Below are 24871 nucleotides of genomic sequence, written 5' to 3'. Positions count from 1 at the left end.
CCCATGATTGGAATCGATCGCAACACCGGCGCGACGGTCGACGACTGGCTGCAATTTGTGCAGCGCGCCACCCGCGCACTTACGACGCCGTTAGGCACTCGCCAGAAGCGTCCGTTGTATGGCTGCGCATTGACCGAGTTGCTCGGGCAGAACCTCGGCGACGACCTGCTGATCCTCGCCCAGAGCCACGCGGCCCAAGCGTTCTACAACCCCCATAACGGCATCGATGATTTCGAGCCGCAGGTCATCGTCGCCAATCGACAAGGCGCCGGCTTGCTGTTGCGTTTCGCCGGCACCTGGAAAAACCGCAAGCAGACGTTCGAGGTGGTGACATGAGCATGCTGATTCCTGGCCAGAACCAACTGGCCGAACCGGCCATCGTCACCGTCGACGCGTTCGAGGATTTGCTCGCCGAGTTCAAGACCTTCGTGGTCGAGTACGTCGCCGCACGCTCTCCCGCCAGCGCCGCCAAGCTGGTGGACAGCCTCGAGAACGAAAGCGAACTGCTGACCCTGGCCCTCGAGGCGTTCTGCGTCCGGCTGCAAACCCACGAACGCAAATACAACGCCCGCATCAAGCAGATGTTGGCGTGGTGGGCCACCGGCACCAACCTCGACGCTCGCCTCGCGGACATGGGGCTCGAACGCCAGTTGCTCGACCCGGGCGACCCGGCCGCGTTCCCGCCCATCGCCCCGGTCTACGAGAGCGATGACGATGCGCGGCTGCGCTATTACCTGGCGCCCCACGCTCCGGCGGCGGGTTCGCGCATGCAATATCGGCGGGAGATTTTCACCCTGGGGCAACGTCCCGTGGTGAAAGTCGAGAACGCCTCGGCGGGTGTGGTGACGGTCACGTACACCTTCGACCCGGACAGCTACGCCGGGCAGATCAAGGACGGCAACGGACGCCGCACCGCGCCCGGCGAAGTCACGGTCACGGTGTTGTCCCGCGACGGCGATGGAACGCCATCCGAAACGTTGCTCGACCGCGTCCGCGAGCATTTCGCCCGGCCGGATGTACGGCCGGAAACCGATCGGGTCATCGTCCAACCCGCGCAAATCAAGAACTACAAGATCCGCGTCGTGGCGAAGATCAATCCCGGGCCGGACTCAGGCCTGACCCAGGTTGCCGCCCAGCAGCAACTGCAGGAATACGCCGAGGCCTGCCATCGCCTGGAAGGTCGCGTGGACCCGAGCTGGATCGACTACACGCTGCACAGCGCCGGCGCGGTTCAGCTGCAGATTCTCGAACCGCTTGCGCCGATTGTGACGAGTGCTTCCCAGGCCCCGTACTGCACGGGCGTCGAGGTTGAGGTGGACACGTTATGAGTGACGACACACCTCGCCCGGGCCTGCTGCCGGTCAACAGCTCACCGTTGGAACGGGCGCTGGATCTTGGCTTTGCCCAGTTGCTTGAGCGCATCGATCCGCCGTTTCCGGAGTTGATGAATCCGCAGGAAACGCCTTTGGCGTTCCTGCCGTATCTGGCGGCGGATCGTGGGGTCAAGGAATGGAGTACGGAGGCGGTCGAAGCCGAAAAACGCCTGACGGTTGAATTCGCCTGGCCTACCGCGCGACAAGCCGGGACGCGAACGGCGCTGGAAAACGCCGCCAAGGGTTTGCAACTGAGACCGCAGATCCGGGCCTGGTACGAGCAAACGCCACCTGGCCCGCCCTACAGCTTTTCCGTCAGGGCGTTCACTGAGCAGCCCTACAGCGAAACCATCGACGCCCGTCTTGACCGTCGTCTGGCTGACGCGAAAAGCGAGCGCGACACCTTTACGGTTTCCGTCGGCTTGAGTGCCTTCGGCCGTCACGTCATCGGCGCCGCCACGCTGTGCGGTGAGCTGACCACGGTTTATCCGATCGTCATCGAAGGCCTCGAAGCCTCGGGCCAGGCCTTCATGGCCGCCGCGCTCTACACCGTCGAAACCTCCACTATTTATCCACAGGGGTCCTAAATGGCCGACTACTACACCCTGCTCACCGATGCGGGGATCGCCTACGAAACCGCCTGCAAGGCGGCGGGCACACCGATCAAGCTGTCGCAGATATCCGTCGGTGACGGCGGCGGCACCGTCTACAACCCGGCGGCCACCGCTACCGCACTCAAGCGTGAAGTCTGGCGCGGGCCGCTCAATGCACTGTTCCAGGATGAGAAAAACCCGAGTTGGTTGCTGGCCGAAGTCACCATCCCGTCCGACGTGGGCGGCTGGTATGTGCGTGAGGCCGGGATCTGGACCGATACCGGGATCCTGTATGCGATCGTGAAATATCCGGAGTCGTTCAAGCCGGTGTTGGCAACTTCGGGCTCGGGGAAAGAGTTTTATATTCGGTCGATTTTCGAGACGAGTAATGCCGAGCTGGTGACGTTGTTGATTGACGATACGGTGGTCAAGGCGACGCGGGCTTGGGTTACAAGTTACGTTGCCGATGAGTTGGCCAAGCTCGATAGGAAACAGTCTGTGCGGGTGGCCACGACGGCCAATATCGTGCTGAACGGCGCGCAGACAGTCGACGGTGTTGCCGTGGTGGCTGGGGACCGTGTGCTTGTTAAGTCCCAGACGTTGGCGAAAGACAACGGTATCTACCTGGTTGCGAACGGTGCTTGGGGTCGGGCAAAGGATGCCGATGTGAATGCCGAAGTGACTTCGGGGTTGATTGTCTCGGTGGAGGAGGGCGCGACGCTTGGTAATACGATCTGGCAGTTGGTGACCGATGGGGTGGTTGTACTGGGTACCACGGGGCTGGCGTTTCAGAATATCACTCAAGGGTTTGCGCCGCTCAATTCGCCATCGCTGGTTAACCCAACGGCAAACACACCACCGATTTTCGATAGCAGCAAGTTGCTCGCCACCACCGAGTTTGTGGAGCGCGCGAAAGGTAATTATCGAGGGTTTCTTAATGCAACATCCAATACGACGCTTGTAGCCTCTACTGCGTTCGGTTCTGTGGTGTCTTGCATTGGAACTTTTAACGTCACTTTACCTGCCGCTAATAACGGCGGCGCGGGCGGAACGATAAGTTTTCGAAACCGGGGTACGGGTATCGTAACTATTCTTTGCCCAGGTTCAGACAACATTAAGTCGGGAAGCCTCATCAAGACTACGATGGCTATACCTGCGGGTTCCACGCTGGATCTTACTACTGACGGCACCAGCGGGTGGTGGGCCTCAGGCTCCGCCCAAATCGTAGATTCAGCAGCCATTAACTCCTTACTTGGAAACTATTCAGGGATTAAGGTTATTACAGCCTCGACTGCGCTGACGGTAAACGATACGGGATGTTTAATTATTGGGTCTGTCGGGTTAGCTGGACTGGATGTCACGTTGCCACAGCTTTCAACGACAACGCCAGGTCAGTCGATCATTCTTTCCGCAGGAGCGGGACTTTTCAATTTAAAAGCCTTTCCGGGCGATCCGGCGATATCTATCGGACTTTCTGTTCTTTCCGTCGTCCCTATAGATGTTTTCGAAAGCATCATATTGGTTTCCAATCCTAGTGGTTGGAGAGTGGTTTCGGGCACCGTTCTGACTAAATATTCAGGGATGTTTTCCGCAAGTATCGGCCTCAGCGGCAGCCAGGACTATCCGAGCGGACTGATCCGTCAATGGGGAACGTTTACTACTTCCAACCTTGCAAGTGGGGCTTATGTCACCGTGACTATCACGCTGCCGAAGGCTTTTCCCAACGGCCTTCTTTCCGGATCAGGAACGGTTCATAACCAAGGACTAATGAATGTCCAACCACGGCCGAACGGCTCTTCAAAGACTTCAATCGTGGTTTGTATTAACAATCACGCCACGGTAGCCGCGCCTACTGTGCAAGGTACTTGGGAATTTTGGGGGTATTGAACATGGCTGTATTTTTTTGTGCCGAAACGGGCGGTTTTTATCCAGGCACGCCCTATGGCGATGCGGTCGGGAAGGTATGTGTCGAGCTGTCCCAAGGAGCTTACGAAACCCTGATGAAAGCGATTAATCATGGAAAGGAAATAACAGTTGTTGACGGCTGGCCAGAAGCAGTTGATCGGCTCGTATCGCCTGAGCAGTCAGTCGCATTCGAGCGCAATTGGCGTGATTCAGAGGTTCGTCAAACTGATTGGTTGGTCGCGCGCCATCGTGACGAGCTGGACCTTGCATTAGCGCCAACGTTGACGGTCGAGCAATTCCCTGAGTTATTGGCTTATCGGCAGTCCCTTCGGGACTGGCCGCAAGCGGCTGACTTTCCTTTGTTGGAGTCTCGGCCAATCGCACCGCCGTGGCTCGCCACCCAAACCCAATAAACGCCCCGCACCGACGGGGCGCTTTCTTACTTATCAAACACCCTAAAGCCCCTCCCCAAAGGGGCTTTTTCATATCCGGAGAAACCCAAATGGCACTACGCCAAACCTACACCGTGCTCCTCCCATTCCCCACCGGCGGCGGTCACTGGTCGACCACCGGCCAAGAACTAGACCTGCTCGACGTCGAGGCCAACGCCTTGCTCAGCGCCGGGCGCCTGGCGCTGAAAAAAACCGAAGCCGTCGAACCGGCTTCTGCATCCAACCCGGCCAAAAAGGCCACCACCAAAAAGGCTGAATAACCATGGCTGAGGTTTTGAACTTCGAGCACAACGGCATCACCGTCAATGCCACTGAATCCCCGGAGGCCATGGGTGGCCTGGGGGACAACGTCATCGGGTTGGTCGGCACCGCGCCGAATGCCAACCCGCTGATTCCGAAAAACACTCCGTTCCGCATCAACAGTTTCACCACCCAGGCCCAGTTGGACCCGACCGGTGCCGAGGCGGGGACGTTGTTCCACGCGGTCTACCAGATTCTCAAAGTGGTCAAGGTGCCGGTCTATGTGGTCATCGTCGAAGAAGGCGCGACTCTGGCCGACACGCAGAACAATGTGATCGGCGGCATCGAGGCACAGACCGGGCGCAAGTTGGGCCTGGCCGCATTGAGTGGCGTGGCGGAAGACCTGACTATCATCGGCGCGCCGGGCTTCACCGGCACCAAGGCCGTGGCCGGAGAGTTCGCGTCGTTCGGCAAGCGCATCAAGGCCCGTGTGGTGCTGGATGGCAAGGACGCCTCGGTCGCTGATCAAGTGACCTATAGCCAGGAACTGGGCGGCGCCGACCTCGGTTTCGACCGTTGCCTGGTGGTGCACAACATGCCGGCGGTGTATTCCAAGGCCGCGAAGAAAAACGTCTTCCTGGCCCCGTCGAGCCTGGCCATTGCCGCGCTCGCCAAGGTCAAGCAGTGGGAGAGCCCGGGCAACCAGGTGACCTTCGCCGAAGACGTTTCGCGCACCGTCGAATACAACATCCTCGACACCTCCACCGAAGGCGATCTGCTCAACCGCTACGGCGTCAGCTACTACGCCCGCACCATCCTCGGCGGCTTCTCGCTGCTGGGCAACCGCTCCATCACCGGCAAGTTCATCAGCTACGTCGGCCTGGAAGATGCCATCAGCCGCAAGCTGGTGAAGGCCGGCCAGAAAGCCATGGCCAAGAACCTGACCAAGTCGTTCATGGACCAGGAGGTCAAGCGCATCAACGACTGGCTGCAAACCCTGGTCGCCGACGAAACCATCCCTGGCGGCAGCGTGTACCTGCATCCGGAACTGAACAGCGTCGAGAAGTACAAGAACGGCACCTGGTACGTGGTCATCGACTACGGCCGCTACGCGCCGAACGAACACATGATTTATCAACTCAATGCCCGCGATGAAATCATCGAGCAGTTCCTGGAGGACGTTCTCTAATGTTTACCAACCGCGTAAGACAGGCCATCGCGGCCACCCTGCAAGGCCTGCCGCTGTCGGCGACCGTGGAAGAATTCACGCCGCCGAAGATCGAATTCGAAATGGAAGAGATGCGTGGCGGCCGCTTCATCGGCGAGGAAATGGCCAAGGGCGGCAAGGTGCTGACGGCCAAGCTGGTGCTGCAAGGCGTCGGGCCGGAAATCATGTTGGCCCTGGGCGTGAGCGTCGGCGACGACATTCTGCTGAACGTGCGTGAAGCGGGCCAGGATCAGGACGGCAACACCTGGTTCACCTACCACACGGTGGGCGGCAAGTTGAAATCCCTCGACGAAGCCGCGTTGAAGATGAACGAGAAGCCCACCACGACCCTCGAGCTGTCCTGCCGCACCTACAACCGCCTGGAAAACGGCGTCCCGGTGATCGACATCGACGTGCGCACCCAGAAGTTCGTGCTCAACGGCGTCGACATTCTTGGCGATGCCCGTCGTGCGGTGTTGCTGCCTTAAACAAACCAGCCGGCTAGACACTGTCCCTGTGGGAGCGGGCTTGCTCGCGAAGAGGCCATCAGCTTCAACAGCAATGTTGACTGACACACCGCTTTCGCGAGCAAGCCCGCTCCCACAGGTGGCTCGTCCACCCTGCTTCACCAAGGAATTGATTTCATGTCCTGGATGCCTCCTACCCATGAGCTGCTATCGCCGATCACCGGTGACGACGGCTCGCAGATCGAGCGGTTGCAACTCAAGCCGCTGTACTACGCCGCGCAAAAGGACGCCCTGGCCCGCGCTGGCGATGACGAAGACGAGCAGTTCTTCGAATTGGCCAAGCTGGCCACCGGCCTGTCGGCCAAGGAGCTGGACCAGCTCAAGCGCCCGGACTACGTGAGCATTGCGCAATACGTGCACGAAATGTCCACGCGTCCAGTTTCGTATTTTCTGAATGACACGCAGGCCGATCCCGACGAGGTGCCGCTGCTGCAACCGCTCGAGGTGGCGGGCCGCAGCCTGACCTCGCTGACCTTGGAAATGCCTGTGCTGCGTGCCACCAAGGCGATGAAAAAACTGAAGACGGCCAAGGAACGCGCCGAGTTCATCACCGCCCATTGCACTGGCCTGATGATCCCCGACCTCGATCACCTGACTGTGCCCGACTGGACCCAGCTGCAGGTACGCATCGACGATTTTTTAAACAAACCGGCGGACTTCTTTCGGAGCGCGACATCGAAGTGATCCTCGATGTGGTGCCGCTCATTTACTCGGTAAGTGAAGCGGAAATCCTGGAGTGGGACGCCGGCAAGGCCTTGCGCCGATACGACATCGCGATCACTCGCCTTGGCGTGAAACAGGAGTAGAACAGGATGGCAGACAACACGTTTTCGCTGTCCGGCGCGGCGAGCATTGGCGGCGTATTGGAAACGTCGGGGCTGAACCTGGCATTGACCACGGCCAGTCTCGACATCCGCCTGCTGGTGTCGGAACAGGTCAAGTTGCGAGAAACGCTGACATTGCTGAACGTTGCCCTGTCACAGCAGCAATCGCTGCTCAAGGCAAATGGTTCGGCGGCGGCGTCCAGCAGCGAGCCGAAATCCAAGTTAAAGGCCGAGGTTGAACAAAGCGTACCGCCTTATCGACGCAAATCTTCCATAGCCTTGGAGTTGGCGATGGTTGAGCTCAATCTGGTGGCGAAACTGAGCAAGGATCAGCTCTCCGGCATGGCGATCGCCAACCTGAAGATGGCCAGCGAAAAACAGGTGGCACCCAGCGGGGCGACAGCGGTGCAGCTGGCGCAGGTCGAATTGGCAGCGGCGAAAGCAGGTATCGGGAGTGGCCTCGACCCAGCCAAGAAACAGGACGAGTTGCTGAGTTTTACTCGCGACAGCGCGGTCATGGCGTCGGCGTTCGGTCTTGATGTCAAGGCTGCCAGCGAGATGTTGTTGGCCTGGCGCACGGCGATGGAGCTGGACCGGGGACAAAGCCTGAGCCTGGCGGATGCGACCAACCACTTGGGCAACAGTGGCCTGAATGTCAAAGCGGCCGACATTGGCTCGGTCATGCAACGTGGTGGCGAGGCTGGCATCGGCGCGGGAATGACCCCGGAGCAGGTGGCGGCCCTCGCGGCGGCGTTCCTGAACAGCGGCGTGGACAAGGCTGGCGCCGGTGAGGCTTTGAAAGTGTTCACCACGGTGTTGGCCAAGGGGAATGCAGCCTCACCGCAGCAGCGTCAGGCCTGGACCGAGCTGGACCCCAGGTTCAATCCGGCGATGGTGGCCGACGGTCTGCGTACGGACGCATCGGGAACCATCACCCTGGTGCTTGAAGCACTGAAGAAAAAACCTGCCGACGAGCAGCAGTCGCTGACCAAGGTTCTGTTTGGCGATAACACCGCGATTCTTGAGCTGCTGAAAAAACCGCAAGACACCCAAAAGGCCTTTGCGCTGGTGTCCGAACGGACCACCGACGGAGCGTTGCCAAAGTACGACGGCTCCGTTGCCAAAACCGCCGAAACGCTTGGCCAGACCTCACAAGGACGATGGAACGCTCATCAGGCGAATCAGACGCGTCTGTCCTCGGCGGTTGGCAATGCGCTGATGCCGGTGGACGACGGTTTGACGGCCTCCCTCGACACGGTGACGGGCGGTTTGAGTTCGCTGGCAGAAGCGTCGCCGAAGGCCGCAGCGGGCGTTGCGCTTGCCGTTGCGGCCGTCGCATCTCTAGTGGCGCTGCTTGGCAACGCTGTGTTGTCGGAGGGGCTTTCGAGAGTGGGTAAAAAGGTCCTGGACCAGACCGCCGCTCGCCTGCCAGAAAGCGTGGGGGATGTAATCGCCGACGCTGATGACGGTACCCGCAAGGGCAAGGGCGGCAAAAAAGGAGCGCCCCGCGTGACCAGGACCAGGCCCGCCGGTACGGCGAGCCGTTTGTTGGGAGCCGTGGCCAAGGCCCAACCCCTGGTCAGCAAAGCAGCGGCACCGCTAATGGTGGTCAGTGCCGGATACGATGCCTACAAAGGATTGCGCGACGGCGATGACAAGGCCGTTGGAGGTGCCGTCGGCCAGATGACCGGAACGGTCGTTGGGGCGGCGATCGGGTCGTTCCTTCTGCCTGGAATCGGCACCGCAATCGGCGGTTTTGTTGGCGGCATGGCCGGTTCGTGGCTGGGTGAGCAACTGGCGTCTCCTTCCGATCGGCTCGAGGCTCCGGAGGCGGTGACGAAAGAATTGACCAGCGCCCAGGCCAACCAACAGCAGAACACCATGACCGCAAATATCTACATCAACGGCCAAGACCAAGCCAGCGCAAGTCAGCTGGCGAACCTGGTCGTGCAGCAGCTCTCGGGCCAATTCGGCTTGATGACCATGCCCAACTCACTCGCCATGCGCAGTGACGCGGCCCTGACCGACGGAGGTACGTGATGCGTCAACAAATGGCCCTCGGCAGTTTCATCTTTGGCCTGTCGAGAAATTTTGCGTACCACCAACTGGTGCACACCTCGGACGGTGGCTGGAAAAACATCGACATCCTCACCGGCAAACCCAAGTCCAGCCAGGTCGGCCAAGGCCTGCAAGGGCTGACGATCACCGGCAAATCGATGTACGCAACCGCCATGGATCGCCTCGATGAGTTGCGGGCGCTGCAAGCCCTGCGCATCCCTTTGCCGTTGGTCGATGGCATTGGCCGCAACTGGGGCCGGTGGCGAATCAATGATGTCACCGAAACCCAGACCGAGATCATTGATGACGGTACGGCGATGGTGGTCGGCTGGGTGGTTGTTTTGACGGAGTTCGCCAATGCGTAGGGTTCGAAGTATCGCCGGTGACTCGGTGAATCTGTTGCTGTACCGCGAGCTTGGGCGGTGTGATGACGCCGTTGAAGAAGCGCTCTGGCTGCTCAATCCAGGGTTGGCGGAATGGAGCCCGGTATTGCCCGCGGGCGTATGGGTGGTCCTGCCGGAAGTGGACCTCAAGCCGGTGGCATCGCTTCCGGTTTCGGCCTGGGATTAAGGAGGCGACATGTCATTGGGTTTCACGCCTGCGGTGGAAATTTATGGCGCAAACGCTGCGCTGCTCAACGAACGCCTGCTCAAATGGGAGCATGTCGATGCGGCGGGGATCGAGTCCGATCAGCTGACGCTCACCATCAGCCTGGACGGTCTGGAAGGGTTGCCCAGCCTGGGCGGCAAGATTGGCCTGCGGGTCGGTTATCTGGAGTCGGGTCTGGTGGACAAAGGCGAGTTCGTCATCACTCGGCGCACACCGTTCCTGTTTCCCCTGCAACTCGTGCTGGCGGCCATGGCGGCGCCGTTCAGTGCCGCGGACCAGACCGGGTTCAAGCAACGCCGATCCGTCAGCCATGGCCCGACGACCCTGGGAGCGCTGTTTCGTCAGCTGACTTCCCGGCACGGGTTTTCCCCCCGGGTGGCGCCGGACCTGTCGTTGATCAAAATCGAGCACATCGACCAGACCAACGAAACCGACATGGGGTTTCTGACGCGCCTGGCTCACCGTTATGACGCGGTCGCCAAACCCGTCAACGAGCTGTATGTGCTGGCCCGGCGCGGCCAGGCGAAGTCGCTGTCGGGCAAGGTTCTGCCCGAGATGAAACTGTCGGTGACGACCAACAATCGCCCAGGCGACCACGCCTTCATTTCGGCGAAGTTTGATGAAACCGCCCGAGCCAAGTACCAGGGCTGCAAGACCCGTTGGTGGGATGCGGCGGCCGGCAAGCTGCAGGTCGAGGAGAGCGGCATCGCGCCGTTCAAGACCCTGCGCCAGCGCTTCCAGAGCGCCGACGACGCCCGCGCCGCCGCTGAAGGCGAGGTGCGCCGGATGGAGCGCGAAGCGCTCAAGGTGGACATCGAGTGCCCTGGCAACCCTGGGCTGTCCGCCGAGGGCATCGTATTGCTGGATCCCTCCTGGCCGGATTTCATGCGCGGTCGCTGGTCGATCGACAAGGTCACCGCCAGTGGCGACCGGGAAAAAAGCTATCGCTGCTTGATTCACGCGACCCGCCTGGATACCAAGGCCTGACCCCACCACCCCCCTGTGGGAGCGGGCTTGCTCGCGAAGACGCCAGCACATCCAACATCAATGCTGCCTGACCCACCGCTTTCGCGAGCAAGCTCGCTCCCACAGTTTTGTTCAGCATTGCACATATCCCTGCGCCCAACCGAGTCCTCCTGTGGGAGCGAGCCTGCTCGCGATGGCGGTGTGACATTCAACATCTCTGCCGCCTGACCCACCGCAATCGCGAGCAAGCTCGCTCCCACAGGTCTTCCTCGACTGCATCTTCTCTACAACTGGAATTCCTCCATGAAGATCACCCCGATCCTCACGCAGTTGCGTGAGCAATGCCCCACGCTCGGCCTCCGCGTGGCCGCAGGCTTCGATCTTGCCACGCTGCAAGCCGAGGCCCCGCTGCAACCCCCCTGCGCCTATGTCCTGCCCACCGCCGACATCGCCAGCAAGAACGCGGCACAGAACGTCACGCTGCAAGCGGTACGCGACCGTTTCGATGTGGTGCTGGTGCTAGACGCCACTGACGCGACAAAAGCGCTGGATCTGTTGCACGACCTGCGGGCCGAACTGTGGCGTGCACTGGTGGGTTTCAAGCCGGGCGCCGAGTACAGCGGCATCGAATACGACGGCAGCGAACTGGTTTCCGGCAATAGCAGCCGCGTCTCGTACCGGCTGCGTTTTTCCGCCGAGTTCCAGCTGGGCCGCAATCTGGCGAGCCAGCCTGCCGAAAGCTGGCACGAGCGTGAACTGGACGGCTTGTCGTCCTTTACCGGGGCCACCGTGCGGGTCGATGCCATCGACCCGGCGGACCCCAATCTGAAACATCCCGGCCCCGACGGGCGCGTGGAACTGACTTTCTCTGGAGACGTAACCCCATGAGCAAACGCATCACCGTGCTGCCGGCCCCGGGCCGTGCCGTACCGGACCCGGAAGCGGGCGATCTGTTGCCCCTCGAGGGCCGTGAAGTGCCCGACAACGCCTGGTGGCGTCGACGTCTGGCCGATGGCGATATCACTACCAAAGCCGTGAAAGCGGCAAAACCACAGGGAGCCAAATAATGGCGATCGGATTCAGCAACATTCCTGCGGACATTCGTGTTCCGCTGTTCTACGCCGAAATGGACAACTCGGCCGCCAATAGCGCGTCGTCGGCCATGCGCCGGTTGATCGTCGCCCAGGTCAACGACAACGTTGCGCCGGCCGAGGTCGGCAAGCTGGCGCTGGTGTCCAGCGTCGCGCTGGCCAAGAGCATCGGCGGGCAGGGCTCGATGCTCGCCTCGATGTACGAGACCTGGCGCAAGACCGACCCGCTCGGTGAGATCTGGTGCCTGCCGCTGCACAATATCGAGGGTTCCATCGCCAAGGGCGTGCTGACCTTCACCGGCGCCGCGACTGAAAGCGGCCTGCTCAACCTGTACGTCGGCGGTGTGCGCGTCCAGGCCGCCATCGTCAACGGCGCCACGGCAGCCCAGGCCGCCACTGCGCTGGCATTGAAAATCAACGCTGCCGCCGACCTGCCGGTGACCGCTGCGGCCGCCGAAGGTGTTGTGACCCTCAGCGCCAAATGGACCGGCGACAGCGGCAACGACATCAGCCTGCAATTCAATCGCCTGGGCAAGAGCAATGGCGAAGACACCCCGGCGGGGCTGACCACCGCCATCACCGCGATGACCGGCGGCGCCGGTGTACCGGACCAGACCGCCGCCGTCGCGGCCCTGGGCGACGAGCCTTTTGAATTCATCGCCATGCCCTGGTCCGATGTAGCGAGCCTCAACACCTGGCAAGCGGTCATGGACGACAGCACCGGTCGCTGGTCCTGGGCCAAGCAGTTATTCGGCCATGTCTACAGTGCCAAGCGCGGCACCCTCGGCACCCTGGTCGCCGCCGGTCAGGCGCGCAACGACCAGCACATGACGATCCAGGCGCTGGAGCTGGGCGTACCGCAACCGTTCTGGGTCCAGGCCGCTGCGTTGGCTGCGCGCACGGCGGTGTTCATCTCCGCCGACGCCAGCCGTCCGACCCAGAGCGGCAGCCTGCCAGGCTTGGACCCGGCACCGGCCAGCGAACGCTTCACCCTGACCGAGCGCCAGTCGCTGCTCAACTACGGCATTGCCACGGCGTACTACGAAGGTGGCTATGTACGCATCCAGCGTTCCATCACCACGTATCAGAAGAACGCTTTCGGCCAGGCTGACAACTCCTACCTGGACAGTGAAACCCTGCACCAGTCGGCGTTCATCGTTCGCCGCCTGCAAAGCGTGATCACCAGCAAGTACGGTCGCCACAAACTGGCCTCGGACGGCACCCGTTTCGGCGCCGGCCAGCCCATCGTGACCCCGAGCACGATCCGCGGCGAGCTGATCGCCCAGTATGCCAAGCTCGAACTGGAAGGCCATGTGGAGAACGCCGAGCTGTTCGCCGAGCACCTGGTGGTCGAGCGCGACAGCCAGGATCCGAGCCGGGTCAACGTGCTGTTCCCGCCGGACTACATCAACGGCCTGCGGGTGTTCGCGCTGCTCAACCAATTCCGCCTGCAATACGACGCCGCTGCCTGACAGTGATGCTCAATTGCTTGATTCAGCCCACCTCGCGTGGGCTTTTTATTTGAAGGGAGAAACACCATGGGTCAACTGATTGCGGGCACCTGCTACGTCAAAGTGGACGGCGCTCAACTGACCATCAACGGCGGCTGCGAAGCGCCACTGATGTTCACCAAACGCGAAACCGTCGTACCGGGTTTCTACAAGGAAACCGACATTGCCCCGTCCTTCAAGGTGACGGCGCTGCACACCGCGGACTTCCCGCTCAAGCAACTGGTGGCCGGCACGGACATGACCGTCACCTGCGAATTCAACAACGGCAGGGTCTACGTGCTGGCCGGCGCCTACCTGGTGGAGGAGCCGGTTTCCAAGGGCGACGACGCCACCATCGAGCTGAAATTCGAAGGCATCAAGGGGACCTGGCAATGACTGACGTCGTGACCTTGCGCGTGGCCATCGAGGCCCACGGCGAGCCATTGAGCGAGCTGACCCTGCGCCGTCCGACGGTGCAGGAAGTCCGGGCGATCAAGGCGCTGCCGTACAAGATCGACAAGAGCGAGGAGGTGAGCCTGGACATGGACGTCGCGGCCAAATACATCGCGGTGTGCGCCGGCATCCCGCCGTCGTCGGTCAACCAGTTGGACCTGGCTGACCTCAATGCCTTGAGCTGGGCCGTCGCGAGTTTTTTCATGAGTGCGGCGTCGCAACCATCGGCGACCTGATCGCCGCCGCCTATGACCTGGCCTGGTTCTGGAAGGTTGACCCCGAACAGATGATGGCCAGGCCACTGGACGTGCTCCGTGAATCGTTGGAGCACGCGCAACGGATCAATGCGATGCAGCAGGTGCAGTGATGGCAGACACAGAAAAGGTAGAGAAAAAAGCGGTGCTGCTGACGGGCATCGACGAGCTGTCACCCAAGCTCGCGAGCCTTCGTGCAAAGGTCGCGGGTTTCAAGCAGAACCTTGATGCCACGGGGTTGGGCAGCCTGGATATCTCCGGTCTGCTGCCCAGCGGTGGCCTGGCCCAACCGTTCATGGACGGGCTCAAGTCGGCGCTGGCCTTCAAGGACGAAGCGGGCGCAGCGAGCGTGGCGGCCAATGCCGTCCAGGCGTCTGAAGCGCCTCGTGTAGCGGCACAGAATCTGGATGGATTGAAGACTTCCATCAGCAACGTGTCGGTGCAATTCGGTTCGGCGCTGGGGCCTGCGGTCAACGCGGTGGCGGTCGGTTTGCAGCCGATGATCAGCAGCGTGGCCCAGGTGCTGCAGGACAATCCGCAACTGGTCCAGGGCCTGGCGACGGGCGTTGTCGCGTTCAACGCGATGCAGACCGCGGTCAGCGGTGCGAGCCAGGCCATGGAAGTGGTCAGCCTGGCGATGAAGATGAACCCCATCAGCTTGATTGCCATGGGCATCGCCTTGGCGGCCGGGATGATCATCGCCCATTGGACGCCGATCTCGGCATTCTTTGCCGGGCTCTGGCAACGGCTCGCGCCGATCGTGTTGCCGATGGTCGAGTTCTTCAAGACGATGTTCGCCTACACCCCGATGGGGCAGGTGATCAGCAACTGGGGGCCGATCAGCAGCTTTTTCGGCGCGCTCTGGAATGTGATCGTGGCGGCGGCAACGCCGGTCATCGGTTTCATGCAGACGCTGTTCGCCTGGTCACCCTTGGGTTTGATCGTTGCCAACTGGACGCCCCTGACAGGGCTGTTCGCGGCGATCTGGGATCTGCTCAAAGCCTTGACCGTGCCAGTGATGGACGCCCTCAAAGGCCTGTTCGACTGGACGCCGCTGGGATTGATCATGGCTAACTGGGGCACGATCGGCGAGGTCTTCGCCGGCATCTGGGAAGGCATCCGCAACCAGGTGTCGATCATGCTGGCGGTGTTCAGCGGCCTGTTCGACTGGTCGCCCATCGAAGGCCTGACCAAGCAGTGGGGGCCGGTGGGCGAGTGGTTCAGCCAGTGGTGGAGCGAGCTGCAGGCGGTGATCGCGCCGATCAAGGCGTTTTTAAACGGAGGCTTCGGCGAGATGATCACCTCGTTCACCGCCAAGGTCGAAGGATTGACCGAGGCGCAGCGCGTCACCAACGCCGAAGGCAAGGGTGAGCTGGCGCCTGGAACGTTGCCGCAAACCTCCAGCAACCTCGTGCAACAGAGCGCCGCCAACAACCGCACGCAACTCGAAGGCGGCCTGACCGTGCGTTTCGAAAACGCGCCGGCCGGGCTGCGAGCCGATCCGCCCCAGACCAATCAACCGGCCCTGGCGGTGAGTTCGCGCGTCGGCTATCGCTCACTTTCCACAGGAGGCTCCAATGAGCTGGCGTGATCGTTTGTTGCCGGCGTCGTTTCGTGGCGTCGGGTTCTGGGTCGACCAGGCGAAAACCCCGGTCGGCCACAAAGGCCAACTGCATGAATATCCACAGCGCGACCAGCCCTTTTTCGAGGGCCTTGGGCAGCAGGCGAAGATTCATGAGCTGACCGCGTTCATCGTTGGCCCCGATTGCCTGGAGCAGCGCGACAAACTGCTCAAGGCCTTGGAGCAGGGCAGCGGCGAACTGGTGCACCCGTGGCTGGGCCGCCTGCAAGTCAAGGTCGGCGAGTGCGACATGACCCAGACCCGCCAGGACGGCGGGCTGGTGACGTTCGCCCTGAAGTTCTACCCCGACCAACCGCTGCAATTCCCCTCGGCCACGATCAACAGCCAGAAACTGCTGCTGGTCTCGGCCGACAGCTTCCTCGGTTCGGCGGTGCGGCGCTTCGAAGACGCCATGACCTTGATCAAGGCTGCACGGATCGGCATCGCTGACCTGCGCAACAGCCTCAAGGACATCTACGGGGTGATTGAGCAGGAGCTCAAGCCGTTGATTGAGACCTATCGGCAACTCAGCGATCTGGTCAAGGCGGTGAAAGAGCTGCCCAAGGAAGTGGCGGCCGAATTCAAGGGACTGCTCGGTGACATCCGCGAACTGAAGGACTTCGCCCGTGACGGCTACCGCGGCGTGATTGCCAGCGTGTCGCAACAGGTGGAGGCCATTCGCAAGGCTGACGCGCCCAAGCTCACCACCGGCAAGGACACCACGGCGGCGGCCCAGGCCGTAGCCGATCTGGTCCAGGACACGCTGTTGGTGCAGGTCGCGCAATGGATTGCGGCGATGCCGGTGGCGGCGCCCGCAGTCAAGTTGGGCGCCACGCCGTCGGTGGCGCAACAGGCCGTGCAACCGGTCCAGCGCCGGGACGTGCCGGTCGCCGACGACGTGCTGGCCCTGCGCGACGCCCTCAACGATGCGATCTGGCAGGCTTCCCTCAAGGCTGATCCGCAGCACTACCAGGCGATGAACAATCTGCGTCAGCAAATGGCTGCGCACCTGACGGCGGTGGCGTCTTCGGGCGTGAGGTTGATCAACCTGTCATTCAAGCAAAGCCTGCCGGCGCTGGTGGTGGCGTACCAGCAATTCGCCGATGCCACACGGGTGACGGAAGTGACCCAGCGTAACGGCGTCGCCCATCCCGGTTTCCTGCCGCCCAACGATTTGAAAGTCTCGGGGGAGTAAGCCATGAACGAGCTCGACAATGCCGTCTCGCTGACCGTCGGCGGGCAGGATTACGGCGGCTGGAAAAGCGTGGAAATCACTGCGGACCTGGAGCGCCAGTTCCGCACCTTCAAACTCGACATCACGTGGCAGTGGCCGGGGCAGACCCAGTCGGTGCCGATCCGTCCGGGGGATGAATGCCAAGTGCGCATTGGTGCCGACCTGGTTCTCAGCGGCTATGTGTTCAAGGCACCGGTCAGCTACGACGGTCGGCAGATCAGCCTGAGCATCGAAGGCAGCTCCAAAACCCAGGACCTGGTGGACTGCGCGGCCATCAACCGCCCGACGCAATGGCGCGGACAAACGCTGCTGAGCATCGTCCAGGCCCTGGCGGCGCAATATGGCGTGGGTGTGGTCAGTGAGATCCCGGAAACCGCGCGGCTGAGCGAACACAGCATCGTGCCGGGGGAAACGGTCTTTCAGTCCATCGATCGTTTGTTGACGTTGTTCCGCGTGTTCTCCACCGACGATGCCCACGGGCGCGTGCTGTTGGCTAAACCCGGCAGCGGTGGGCGGGCGAGTGATGTGTTGGAGCTGGGCAAGAACATCCTGTCGGGCAGCGCACCGATGGACTACAGCCAGGTGTTCTCCGAATACCGGGTCATCGGCCAGCACAAGGGCAACGACCAGCAGAGCGGGGTGGCGGTCAGTGAAGTTTCCGGCACCGCCACCGACTTGAGCTTCAAGCGCAAGCGGGTGACGGTGATCAGCGAGAGCGCGCAATTGACCTTCGAACTGGCCCAGCAACGGGCCGATTGGGAGAGCGCCATCCGCAGCGGCAAGGCGTTGACCACCACCTACCGCGTGCAGGGCTGGCGCCAGGCCAATGGTGACTTGTGGCGGCATAACGCCTTAGTGCGAGTGATCGATCCGGTGCTGGGGTTCGACGGAGACATGCTGATATCCAAAGTGACGTACTCGCTGTCGGCACAAGGCTCCGTCACCACCCTGCAAGTCGCGCCGCCACATACCTTCGACGCCAACCCGGTGCCGCCCAAACCCTGAATCCGGCACCGGATATCTGTTCACTGCAATCCCTTGTGGGAGCGGGCTTGCTCGCGAAAGCGGTGGCTCAGCTTGCATCAATGCTGGAGGTGCCGCCGTCTTCGTCGGATCGCCGCCCGGAGCAAGCCCGCTCCCACAGTATTTCGAGATCGCCTCCAAGTTTCTGCCCACCACAAATCCCCTGTGGGAGCGAGCTTGCTCGCGATGGCGGTGTGTCAGTCAACATCAGTATCGAATGTCAGACCGCTATCGCGAGCAAGCTCGCTCCCACAATGTTCAGGGTCTGTTAACCCGATCCGAAGGAAAACCTCAATGAGCCTACTGACCCGCCTCCTGGCGCGCGGCACTGTCGTGCTCGCCCACTCGGCGACCAAGTTGCAGTCGCTGCAAATGCGCCTCACCGCCGGCGAAGTGAATGACGACATGGAGCACTTCGAACCCTACGGTTTCACCAGCAACCCGCTGGCCGGCGCCGAAGGTATCGCCACGTTTCTCGGGGGCGATCGCTCCCATGCCGTGGTGCTGGTGGTCGCCGACCGCCGTTTCCGCCTCCAGGCCTTGGCCCCGGGTGAGGTGGCGCTCTACACCGATGAAGGCGACAAGCTCCACTTCAAGCGCGGGCGAGTCATCGACATCCAGACCGCCACCCTGAACATCCGCGCCAGCAGCGCGGTGAACATCGACAGCCCGGTCATCAACCACACCGGCAAGATCGTCTCCCAGGGCGACCAGGTCGCCGGCGGCATCAGCCAGATCAAACACGTGCATGTCGGCGTACAGGCCGGCAACGGACAGACCGGCGCGCCGGCGGGTGGCCAATGATGTTCATCAGCCAGAACCTGCACGCCGCGCTGACCCGCTCGGTGCTGATCAGCCTGTTCACCTGGCGCCGCGCCGCCGCCGACGATGCCGTCGATGACGAGGAGCGTTTCGGCTGGTGGGGCGACACTTTTCCCACCGTCGCCGACGACCGCATCGGTTCGCGGCTGTGGCTGTTGCGGCGGGTCAAATTGACTCGCCAGACCCAACTCGACGCTGAGTTCTACGCCCGCGAAGCCCTGCAATGGCTGATCGACGACGGGCATTGCAGCGCTATCGACATCATCAGCGAACGCCTCGACGCCCAGCGCCTGAACCTGCGCACGGTCCTGACCCTGGCCGATGGCGAGCGCCTGGACATCAACCCCGACCACAGTTGGCAGGTGACCTATGCCGTTTGAAACCCCTTCGCTGCCGGTGCTGATCAAGCGCGCCCAAAGCGACCTGGCCAGCGATTCGCTGCGCCAGTCCGATGCCCAAGTACTGGCCCGCACTCTCGGCGGCGCCGCCTATGGCCTGTATGGCTACCTGGATTGGATCGCCGAGCAGATCCTGCCGGACAAGGCCGATGAATCCACCCTGGAACGCATCGCCGCCCTGCGCCTGAACCAGGCGCGCAAAGCGGCCCAGGTGGCCAGCGGCAACGTCAGCTTCACCGCCACGGCCGGTGCGGTGCTGGACGTCGATACGCTGCTGCAATCGAGCGATGGCCGTACGTACAAAGTGACCACCGCCCGCACCACCAGCAATGGCCTGAATACCGCCGACATCGCGGCGCTGGAGGCCGGTAGCGTGGGCAATGCCGATGCCGGCCTGGTGCTGACGACCGTGCAGCCGCTGTTGGGCATCGGCAGCAGCTTCACGGTGCTGGCGCCAGGTTTGACCGGCGGCGTCGCCCGGGAAAGCCTTGAATCCCTGCGAGCCAGGGTGATCCGTTCCTATCGCGTCATCCCCCATGGCGGTTCGGCCCAGGACTATGAAACCTGGGCCCTGGAATGCCCGGGCATCACCCGCGCCTGGTGTCGTGGCAGCTACCTGGGGCCGGGCACCGTCGGTCTGTTCGTGATGCGCGACGACGATGTGCAACCAATCCCCAACGCCGAGCAATTGCAAGAAGTGCGGGCGTACATCGAACCCTTGCGTCCGGTGACCGCCGAGCTCCATGTACTGGCGCCGACAAAAGTGCCGGTGAACTACCGGCTGCGCATCACGCCGGACACCAGCGCCGTGCGGGCCGCCATCGAGGCCCAACTGCGCGACCTGCATAACCGCGAAGCCGGTCTCGGCGAAACGCTGCTGCTGAGTCATATCGCCGAAGCCATCAGCAGCGCCACCGGCGAAACCGACCACAAACTCAGCGCACCGGTGGCCGATGTCGCCGCCGCGAGCAACCAGTTGCTGACGTTCGGAGGCTGCACATGGCTGGAATAAGAGCCGCCGAACAGTACCAGGCGCAACTGCGCAACTTGCTGCCCAACGGGCCGGCGTGGGACCCGGAGCGCGTGCCGGAACTGGATGAAGTGCTGCAAGGCATCGCCCAGGAACTGGCCCGCCTCGACGCCCGTGCCGCCGATTTGCTCAATGAGATGGACCCGGCGGGGGTGAGTGAGCTGGTGCCGGATTGGGAGCGGGTGATGAATTTGCCGGATCCATGCCTCGGCTTGAAACCATTGTTCGGTGACCGTCGCATTGCCGTGCGCGAGCGATTGACGGCTGTCGGCGGGCAGAACGCAGCGTATTTCATCGAAATTGCCCGTAGCCAGGGTTACCCCAACGCCACTGTCACTGAGTTCCGGGCTCCTCGCATGGGGCGCTCACGCTTCGGCGTAGCGCACTTCCATAGCAAGGATGCGCAATTCATCTGGGTTCTGAACACCGGAGGGCGGCAAAGCCTGGGCCGACGTTTCGGTGCCAGCTACTGGGGCGAGCGTTTTGGCGTCAACCCGGGTAGTGCGCTGGAGTGCCTTATCCACCGCAACGCGCCAGCACACACGCTGGTGTTTATCAATTACGACTGAAGGACAACACCATGGATTTTCCAAAAAGCGTACCGGGTATCGGCCTGGTCAACGGCAAGTTCGTCGATGAAGACGCTACAACCGGCACCCCGGGGTCATTGATCCCCGCCGTCTGGGGCAACAGCGTGACCACGGAGATACTCAATGTCATCACGGAAGCCGGGAATACACCGGACGCTGCGGATACTGCCCAGCTCAAGAAGTCGATTGTCGGTTTGATCGCCAGTCAGACCAAGCAGGCAACCGAGGCGGCTGCTGGGTTGATGAAGATCGCCACTCAAGCAAAAGTGACTGCTGCGACAGACGATGAAAGCGCGGTGACTCCCCTCAAGCTCGAACAGCGTTTGCTGACAGCATTGCCAGTCGCTGGAACCGCCACCAACCTCAAGATGTTCGTTCCGGCGGAGACCAAGGTGGCGACGTTGACCGCCGATGAAATCATCGTCAGCACCGCTACCGGCGGGCGGGCGTACCGATTGGCGAATTTCAACAAGGCGGTCAATCTCGCGTTGGCGGGGGCGGGCGGTACGGATAACGGAGCTGTCGTTGCAAACGGTTACGTGGCGCTCTACGCCATCTACAACCCGACTACCGCGACTTCGGCGCTGATGGCCGTCAATGCGACGGGAGGCGTGGTGCCTAGTATTTATGCCGGAGCCTCCAGGCCGGCGGGTTATACCGCTTCGGCTTTGGTGAGCGTTTTACCCACCAATGCCTCGGGTCAGTTTCGTATCGCTTATCAGTTGGGACGCCAGGTTACGTTTGAAAACAGGGTTCTCTATAGCAGCACTGTCGGCAGCACGGCGATGACGGGCGTTAACATCGCCGGCTACGTGCCGCCCAATGCAACTCAAGTGTCGCTTTATCTCGCTGCCATGCAAACCCAGGTTGGTTTAGGTGTAGGTATTTCCGTGGCGCCGTTGGCGAGTGGCGCCTATATCGTCGGCACTGCATGGGCATCTGTATCGAATCAGGTATCCAGCACCAATATGTCTGTGCAGATGCCGCTCCTGGTTCAACAAACCATGTATGTCACGTTCGTAAACAACACCGCTGGTTCATTCAATATCGTTGCCGGCAGCTATCGTTTTTGAGAGAGATCACCACTATGTCCACGATCTATGTACAGTTTTCCGACGAGCTGGAAACCACCATCATTTCGGTCTTCGCTGGACCGCAAAATCCGGACGATTGGCCGAGGCAGGGAGAGGTTGCCAGCACTGATCCCCGTTATCTCGATTTCCGCAATCGTTGCCCCCTCGTGGGCGCATCGCGCGTTGGCGATGAGTGAAGGCCATGCGGGCGTCGATTTTGTTGACGTTGCACGAGGAGTTCCGATGACGCTGACAATTCAGGCACTCGAAACAATCATGCCGAACGCCCGCACCCAAGCGGGCGTTTTTATTCCCGCGTTGAACGCTGCCATGTCGCGCCATCGCATCGACACACCCAAACGCATGGCCGCATTCCTCGCCCAGGTCGGTCATGAGTCCGGACAATTGCGTTACGTGCGGGAGCTGGGCAGCGAGCAATACCTGAGCAAATACGACACCGGAACCCTGGCCGTTCGCCTGGGCAACTCGCCCCAGGCCGACGGTGACGGCCAGAAGTATCGTGGCCGGGGGTTGATACAGATTACCGGCCACGACAATTACCTTCGTTGCAGCCTGGGATTGTTTGGCGATGAGCGCCTGCTGGCCTTGCCCGAACTGCTGGAACAGCCGCAATGGGCCGCCGAGTCTGCTGCGTGGTTCTGGGAGCAGAATGGCTTGAACGAACTGGCCGACCGTGATCAGTTCAGCAACATCACGCGACGCATCAATGGTGGTTTGAACGGGTTGCAGGATCGTTTGCAACTCTGGGCAAGGGCGAGGGAGGTGTTATGCCAACCTTCGGCCTGATGCCTTTTTCCTTCCGCTCGCTTGGTATCGCGATGTTGCTGATGCTGTTGATCGGTGGTCCGGCGATGTTGGCCTGGCGGTTTCAGGATTGGCGGTACGGCAGGCAGTTGGCGCAGTTGGCGCAGTCACAATCCGAGACGCTGAACCAGATCTCCCAGGCCGCCGCGATGCAGCAAAAGGCTGAGCAGGACAAACGTCTCGCCTTGGAACAACGACTCTCCAACAGCGAACAAACCCACTACCGAGCCCTGAGCGATGCCCAACGTGACCAGGATCGCCTGCGCGATCGCCTTGCTACTGCCGATGTCCGGCTGTCAGTCCTCCTCGACGCCGACGATGTTTCCGCCGGTTGTGCAGTGCCTGCCGCCCCCGGCACCGGCGGCCTGGATCATGGCGCCCCACGCGCCCGACTTGACCCGGCGCATGCTCGACGAATTATCGCCATCACCGACGAGGGCGACCGTGGATTGATCGCCTTGCAGGCTTGCCAGGCCTATGTCAGGGCGCTGCGCCAGTGATCCGTCGAGCCTTGCAAGCTTCGAATGCTCGTGTACGGTAGGCGCCAATCGCGTCGAATCAGGAGAGCATCATGGACGACATTACCGAGCTGGCCGCTGAATTGGGCAGGCGCTTGCAACTGCTCAATGCCCACGTCACCACCGCCGAGTCCTGCACCGGTGGCGGGATTGCCGAGGCCATCACCCGGATACCGGGAAGCTCGGCCTGGTTCGAGGCCGGTTTTGTCACGTATTCCAATCGCCAGAAGACCCAGCAGTTGGGTGTGCCCGACGAGTTGTTCGAGAAAGTGGGCGCGGTCAGTCGCGAGGTGGTGGAGGCCATGGCTCGGGGCGCCCAGCAGAAAAGCCTGGCGCGTTTCGCCGTGGCGGTCAGCGGCGTAGCCGGGCCGGACGGGGGCTCGCCGAGCAAGCCGGTGGGCACCGTGTGGCTGGCCTGGGCCGTTGGCGAGACGGTGTTCAGCGTGCAGAAGTTCTTTCCGGGCAACCGCGACGAGGTCCGCCGACAAACGGTGAAGGCCGCGCTAGACGGGCTGTTACAACATGCCGCCGGAGAAATCTCAAATCAGGGGTAGGCGATCCCCGATCGCTGTGGAATAATACTGGCTACTTATACAGGTGTTGGCCGTCAGGCCTTATTGATTACGTGAGGACTTTAATGGACGACAACAAGAAGAAAGCCTTGGCTGCGGCCTTGGGTCAGATCGAACGTCAATTCGGCAAGGGTGCCGTAATGCGTATGGGCGATCAGGACCGTCAGGCTATTCCTTCCATCTCCACCGGCTCCTTGGGCCTGGACATCGCGCTTGGCATCGGCGGCTTGCCAAAAGGTCGTATTGTTGAAATCTACGGTCCTGAATCCTCCGGTAAAACCACGCTGACCCTGTCCGTGATCGCCCAGGCCCAAAAAGCCGGCGCGACCTGCGCCTTCGTCGACGCCGAACACGCCCTGGACCCAGAGTACGCCGGCAAGCTGGGCGTCAACGTCGACGACCTGCTGGTTTCCCAGCCGGACACCGGCGAGCAGGCCCTGGAAATCACCGACATGCTGGTGCGTTCCAACGCGGTAGACGTGATCATCGTCGACTCCGTGGCGGCACTGGTGCCAAAAGCCGAAATCGAAGGTGAAATGGGCGACATGCACGTGGGTCTCCAGGCTCGCCTGATGTCGCAGGCGCTGCGCAAGATCACCGGTAACATCAAGAACGCCAACTGCCTGGTGATCTTCATCAACCAGATCCGCATGAAGATCGGCGTGATGTTTGGCAGCCCTGAAACCACCACCGGTGGTAACGCGTTGAAGTTCTACGCCTCGGTTCGCCTGGACATCCGCCGCACTGGCGCGGTGAAAGAAGGTGATGAGGTTGTCGGCAGCGAAACCCGCGTCAAGGTCGTGAAGAACAAGGTGGCATCGCCGTTCCGTCAGGCTGAATTCCAGATCCTGTACGGCAAGGGTATCTACCTCAATGGCGAGATGATCGACCTGGGTGTGTTGCATGGTTTCGTCGAGAAATCCGGCGCCTGGTATGCCTACAACGGCACCAAGATCGGTCAGGGCAAGGCCAACTCGGCCAAGTTCCTGGCGGATAACCCGGAAGTGGCGGCAGCCCTCGAGAAGCAATTGCGCGACAAGCTGTTGAGCCCGGTCGCCGACGTCAAATCCGTGGCCAATCGCGAGACGGCTGACGACCTGGCTGACGCTGATATCTGATCGAT

32 protein-coding genes are annotated in these 24871 nt (G+C 61.6%); 31 read left to right on the top strand and 1 reads right to left on the bottom strand.

The annotated features are described in order from the left end of the window. Positions 1–3: 3 nt before the first annotated feature. From KSS97_RS23075 to KSS97_RS23035, 9 genes are all read left to right on the top strand, one after another. A complete protein-coding gene (locus KSS97_RS23075) occupies positions 4–336 on the top strand; it encodes a phage baseplate protein (protein ID WP_030139456.1) in 333 nt (110 codons plus the stop codon). Next, complete coding sequence (locus KSS97_RS23070; RefSeq protein ID WP_030139455.1) at positions 333–1328, top strand: baseplate J/gp47 family protein; 996 nt, start codon at positions 333–335, stop codon at positions 1326–1328. Before KSS97_RS23075 ends, KSS97_RS23070 begins: the two co-directional genes overlap by 4 nt. Continuing rightward, positions 1325–1960 (top strand): phage tail protein I, encoded by a 636-nt coding sequence (locus KSS97_RS23065; RefSeq protein ID WP_217860227.1) that lies wholly within the window; start codon positions 1325–1327, stop codon positions 1958–1960. The genes KSS97_RS23070 and KSS97_RS23065 overlap by 4 nt, the downstream gene beginning before the upstream one ends. Next, entirely contained in the window at positions 1961–3853 is a 1893-nt protein-coding gene (locus KSS97_RS28465; protein ID WP_225936071.1) for a phage tail protein, read from the top strand. It abuts the gene before it with no gap. A gap of 2 nt (positions 3854–3855) precedes the next feature. Next, positions 3856–4284 (top strand): tail fiber assembly protein, encoded by a 429-nt coding sequence (locus KSS97_RS23055; protein WP_217860226.1) that lies wholly within the window; start codon positions 3856–3858, stop codon positions 4282–4284. 89 nt (positions 4285–4373) lie between these two features. Then, the gene (locus KSS97_RS23050; RefSeq protein WP_217860225.1) at positions 4374–4583 is read left to right on the top strand and encodes a hypothetical protein; all 210 of its coding nucleotides are present in this window, start codon (positions 4374–4376) and stop codon (positions 4581–4583) included. Positions 4584–4585: 2 nt separating this feature from the next. After that, on the top strand, positions 4586–5752 hold the full coding sequence (locus KSS97_RS23045) for a phage tail sheath protein (RefSeq protein ID WP_039594427.1): 1167 nt from the start codon (positions 4586–4588) through the stop codon (positions 5750–5752). Beyond that, a complete protein-coding gene (locus KSS97_RS23040; protein ID WP_030139449.1) occupies positions 5752–6258 on the top strand; it encodes a phage major tail tube protein in 507 nt (168 codons plus the stop codon). Before KSS97_RS23045 ends, KSS97_RS23040 begins: the two co-directional genes overlap by 1 nt. Before the next feature lie 156 nt (positions 6259–6414). Next, the gene (locus KSS97_RS23035; protein ID WP_217860224.1) at positions 6415–6981 is read left to right on the top strand and encodes a phage tail assembly protein; all 567 of its coding nucleotides are present in this window, start codon (positions 6415–6417) and stop codon (positions 6979–6981) included. Positions 6982–7003: 22 nt separating this feature from the next. Here KSS97_RS23035 and KSS97_RS23030 read toward each other — a convergent pair whose 3' ends face one another. Continuing rightward, complete coding sequence (locus KSS97_RS23030; RefSeq protein WP_198796387.1) at positions 7004–7210, bottom strand: hypothetical protein; 207 nt, start codon at positions 7208–7210, stop codon at positions 7004–7006. Positions 7211–7238: 28 nt separating this feature from the next. On the opposite strand from KSS97_RS23030, the gene KSS97_RS23025 reads away from it, so the two are divergent. The 22 genes from KSS97_RS23025 to recA all read left to right on the top strand — a co-directional run bounded on the left by KSS97_RS23025 (position 7239) and on the right by recA (position 24866). Next, entirely contained in the window at positions 7239–9161 is a 1923-nt protein-coding gene (locus KSS97_RS23025; RefSeq protein WP_225936135.1) for a phage tail tape measure protein, read from the top strand. Further along, a complete protein-coding gene (locus tag KSS97_RS23020) occupies positions 9161–9544 on the top strand; it encodes a phage tail protein (RefSeq protein WP_030139446.1) in 384 nt (127 codons plus the stop codon). Before KSS97_RS23025 ends, KSS97_RS23020 begins: the two co-directional genes overlap by 1 nt. After that, positions 9537–9749, top strand: coding sequence for a tail protein X (locus KSS97_RS23015; RefSeq protein ID WP_198796364.1), 213 nt, complete (start codon positions 9537–9539; stop codon positions 9747–9749). Before KSS97_RS23020 ends, KSS97_RS23015 begins: the two co-directional genes overlap by 8 nt. 9 nt (positions 9750–9758) lie before the next feature. Further along, positions 9759–10775: a contractile injection system protein, VgrG/Pvc8 family gene (locus KSS97_RS23010; protein ID WP_198796365.1), complete on the top strand. Its 1017-nt coding sequence runs from the start codon at positions 9759–9761 to the stop codon at positions 10773–10775. A gap of 282 nt (positions 10776–11057) precedes the next feature. After that, positions 11058–11642, top strand: coding sequence for a phage tail terminator protein (locus KSS97_RS23005; RefSeq protein ID WP_217860222.1), 585 nt, complete (start codon positions 11058–11060; stop codon positions 11640–11642). Continuing rightward, on the top strand, positions 11639–11821 hold the full coding sequence (locus tag KSS97_RS23000) for a DUF2635 domain-containing protein (RefSeq protein ID WP_003198311.1): 183 nt from the start codon (positions 11639–11641) through the stop codon (positions 11819–11821). The genes KSS97_RS23005 and KSS97_RS23000 overlap by 4 nt, the downstream gene beginning before the upstream one ends. Further along, positions 11821–13317, top strand: coding sequence for a phage tail sheath subtilisin-like domain-containing protein (locus tag KSS97_RS22995; protein WP_217860221.1), 1497 nt, complete (start codon positions 11821–11823; stop codon positions 13315–13317). The genes KSS97_RS23000 and KSS97_RS22995 overlap by 1 nt, the downstream gene beginning before the upstream one ends. Before the next feature lie 66 nt (positions 13318–13383). Beyond that, positions 13384–13731, top strand: coding sequence for a phage tail tube protein (locus KSS97_RS22990; RefSeq protein WP_217860220.1), 348 nt, complete (start codon positions 13384–13386; stop codon positions 13729–13731). Continuing rightward, on the top strand, positions 13728–14024 hold the full coding sequence (locus KSS97_RS22985) for a phage tail assembly protein (RefSeq protein ID WP_045155211.1): 297 nt from the start codon (positions 13728–13730) through the stop codon (positions 14022–14024). The genes KSS97_RS22990 and KSS97_RS22985 overlap by 4 nt, the downstream gene beginning before the upstream one ends. Before the next feature lie 130 nt (positions 14025–14154). Beyond that, on the top strand, positions 14155–15633 hold the full coding sequence (locus tag KSS97_RS22980; RefSeq protein ID WP_217860219.1) for a phage tail tape measure protein: 1479 nt from the start codon (positions 14155–14157) through the stop codon (positions 15631–15633). Further along, the gene (locus KSS97_RS22975; protein WP_217860218.1) at positions 15620–16858 is read left to right on the top strand and encodes a DNA circularization protein; all 1239 of its coding nucleotides are present in this window, start codon (positions 15620–15622) and stop codon (positions 16856–16858) included. Before KSS97_RS22980 ends, KSS97_RS22975 begins: the two co-directional genes overlap by 14 nt. Before the next feature lie 3 nt (positions 16859–16861). Further along, complete coding sequence (locus KSS97_RS22970; RefSeq protein WP_217860217.1) at positions 16862–17902, top strand: phage baseplate assembly protein; 1041 nt, start codon at positions 16862–16864, stop codon at positions 17900–17902. Positions 17903–18214: 312 nt separating this feature from the next. Continuing rightward, positions 18215–18724, top strand: coding sequence for a phage baseplate assembly protein V (locus tag KSS97_RS22965; protein WP_198796371.1), 510 nt, complete (start codon positions 18215–18217; stop codon positions 18722–18724). Further along, positions 18724–19122: a phage GP46 family protein gene (locus tag KSS97_RS22960; protein ID WP_198796372.1), complete on the top strand. Its 399-nt coding sequence runs from the start codon at positions 18724–18726 to the stop codon at positions 19120–19122. Before KSS97_RS22965 ends, KSS97_RS22960 begins: the two co-directional genes overlap by 1 nt. After that, on the top strand, positions 19112–20152 hold the full coding sequence (locus KSS97_RS22955; protein ID WP_217860216.1) for a baseplate J/gp47 family protein: 1041 nt from the start codon (positions 19112–19114) through the stop codon (positions 20150–20152). Before KSS97_RS22960 ends, KSS97_RS22955 begins: the two co-directional genes overlap by 11 nt. Next, positions 20140–20739: a YmfQ family protein gene (locus KSS97_RS22950; protein ID WP_217860215.1), complete on the top strand. Its 600-nt coding sequence runs from the start codon at positions 20140–20142 to the stop codon at positions 20737–20739. Before KSS97_RS22955 ends, KSS97_RS22950 begins: the two co-directional genes overlap by 13 nt. A gap of 11 nt (positions 20740–20750) precedes the next feature. Beyond that, positions 20751–21833 carry a hypothetical protein gene (locus KSS97_RS28460; protein WP_225936070.1) on the top strand — a complete coding sequence of 361 codons (1083 nt, stop codon included), beginning with the start codon at positions 20751–20753 and terminating at the stop codon, positions 21831–21833. 14 nt (positions 21834–21847) lie between these two features. After that, complete coding sequence (locus KSS97_RS22940; protein WP_198796375.1) at positions 21848–22030, top strand: hypothetical protein; 183 nt, start codon at positions 21848–21850, stop codon at positions 22028–22030. A gap of 46 nt (positions 22031–22076) precedes the next feature. After that, the gene (locus tag KSS97_RS22935) at positions 22077–22640 is read left to right on the top strand and encodes a glycoside hydrolase family 19 protein (protein ID WP_198796376.1); all 564 of its coding nucleotides are present in this window, start codon (positions 22077–22079) and stop codon (positions 22638–22640) included. Continuing rightward, complete coding sequence (locus KSS97_RS22930; protein WP_198796377.1) at positions 22622–23158, top strand: lysis system i-spanin subunit Rz; 537 nt, start codon at positions 22622–22624, stop codon at positions 23156–23158. The genes KSS97_RS22935 and KSS97_RS22930 overlap by 19 nt, the downstream gene beginning before the upstream one ends. 71 nt (positions 23159–23229) lie before the next feature. Then, positions 23230–23730 carry a CinA family protein gene (locus KSS97_RS22925; protein ID WP_030139441.1) on the top strand — a complete coding sequence of 167 codons (501 nt, stop codon included), beginning with the start codon at positions 23230–23232 and terminating at the stop codon, positions 23728–23730. A gap of 83 nt (positions 23731–23813) precedes the next feature. Further along, positions 23814–24866 carry a recombinase RecA gene (gene recA, locus KSS97_RS22920; protein ID WP_003198351.1) on the top strand — a complete coding sequence of 351 codons (1053 nt, stop codon included), beginning with the start codon at positions 23814–23816 and terminating at the stop codon, positions 24864–24866. Positions 24867–24871: the final 5 nt, after the last annotated feature.

The sequence above is a fragment of the Pseudomonas alvandae genome, assembly GCF_019141525.1.
In the GTDB taxonomy this organism is placed as follows: domain Bacteria; phylum Pseudomonadota; class Gammaproteobacteria; order Pseudomonadales; family Pseudomonadaceae; genus Aquipseudomonas; species Aquipseudomonas alvandae.
The sequence above is the reverse complement of the archived record's forward strand: the minus strand, read 5'-3'. Positions and strand labels throughout refer to the sequence as shown.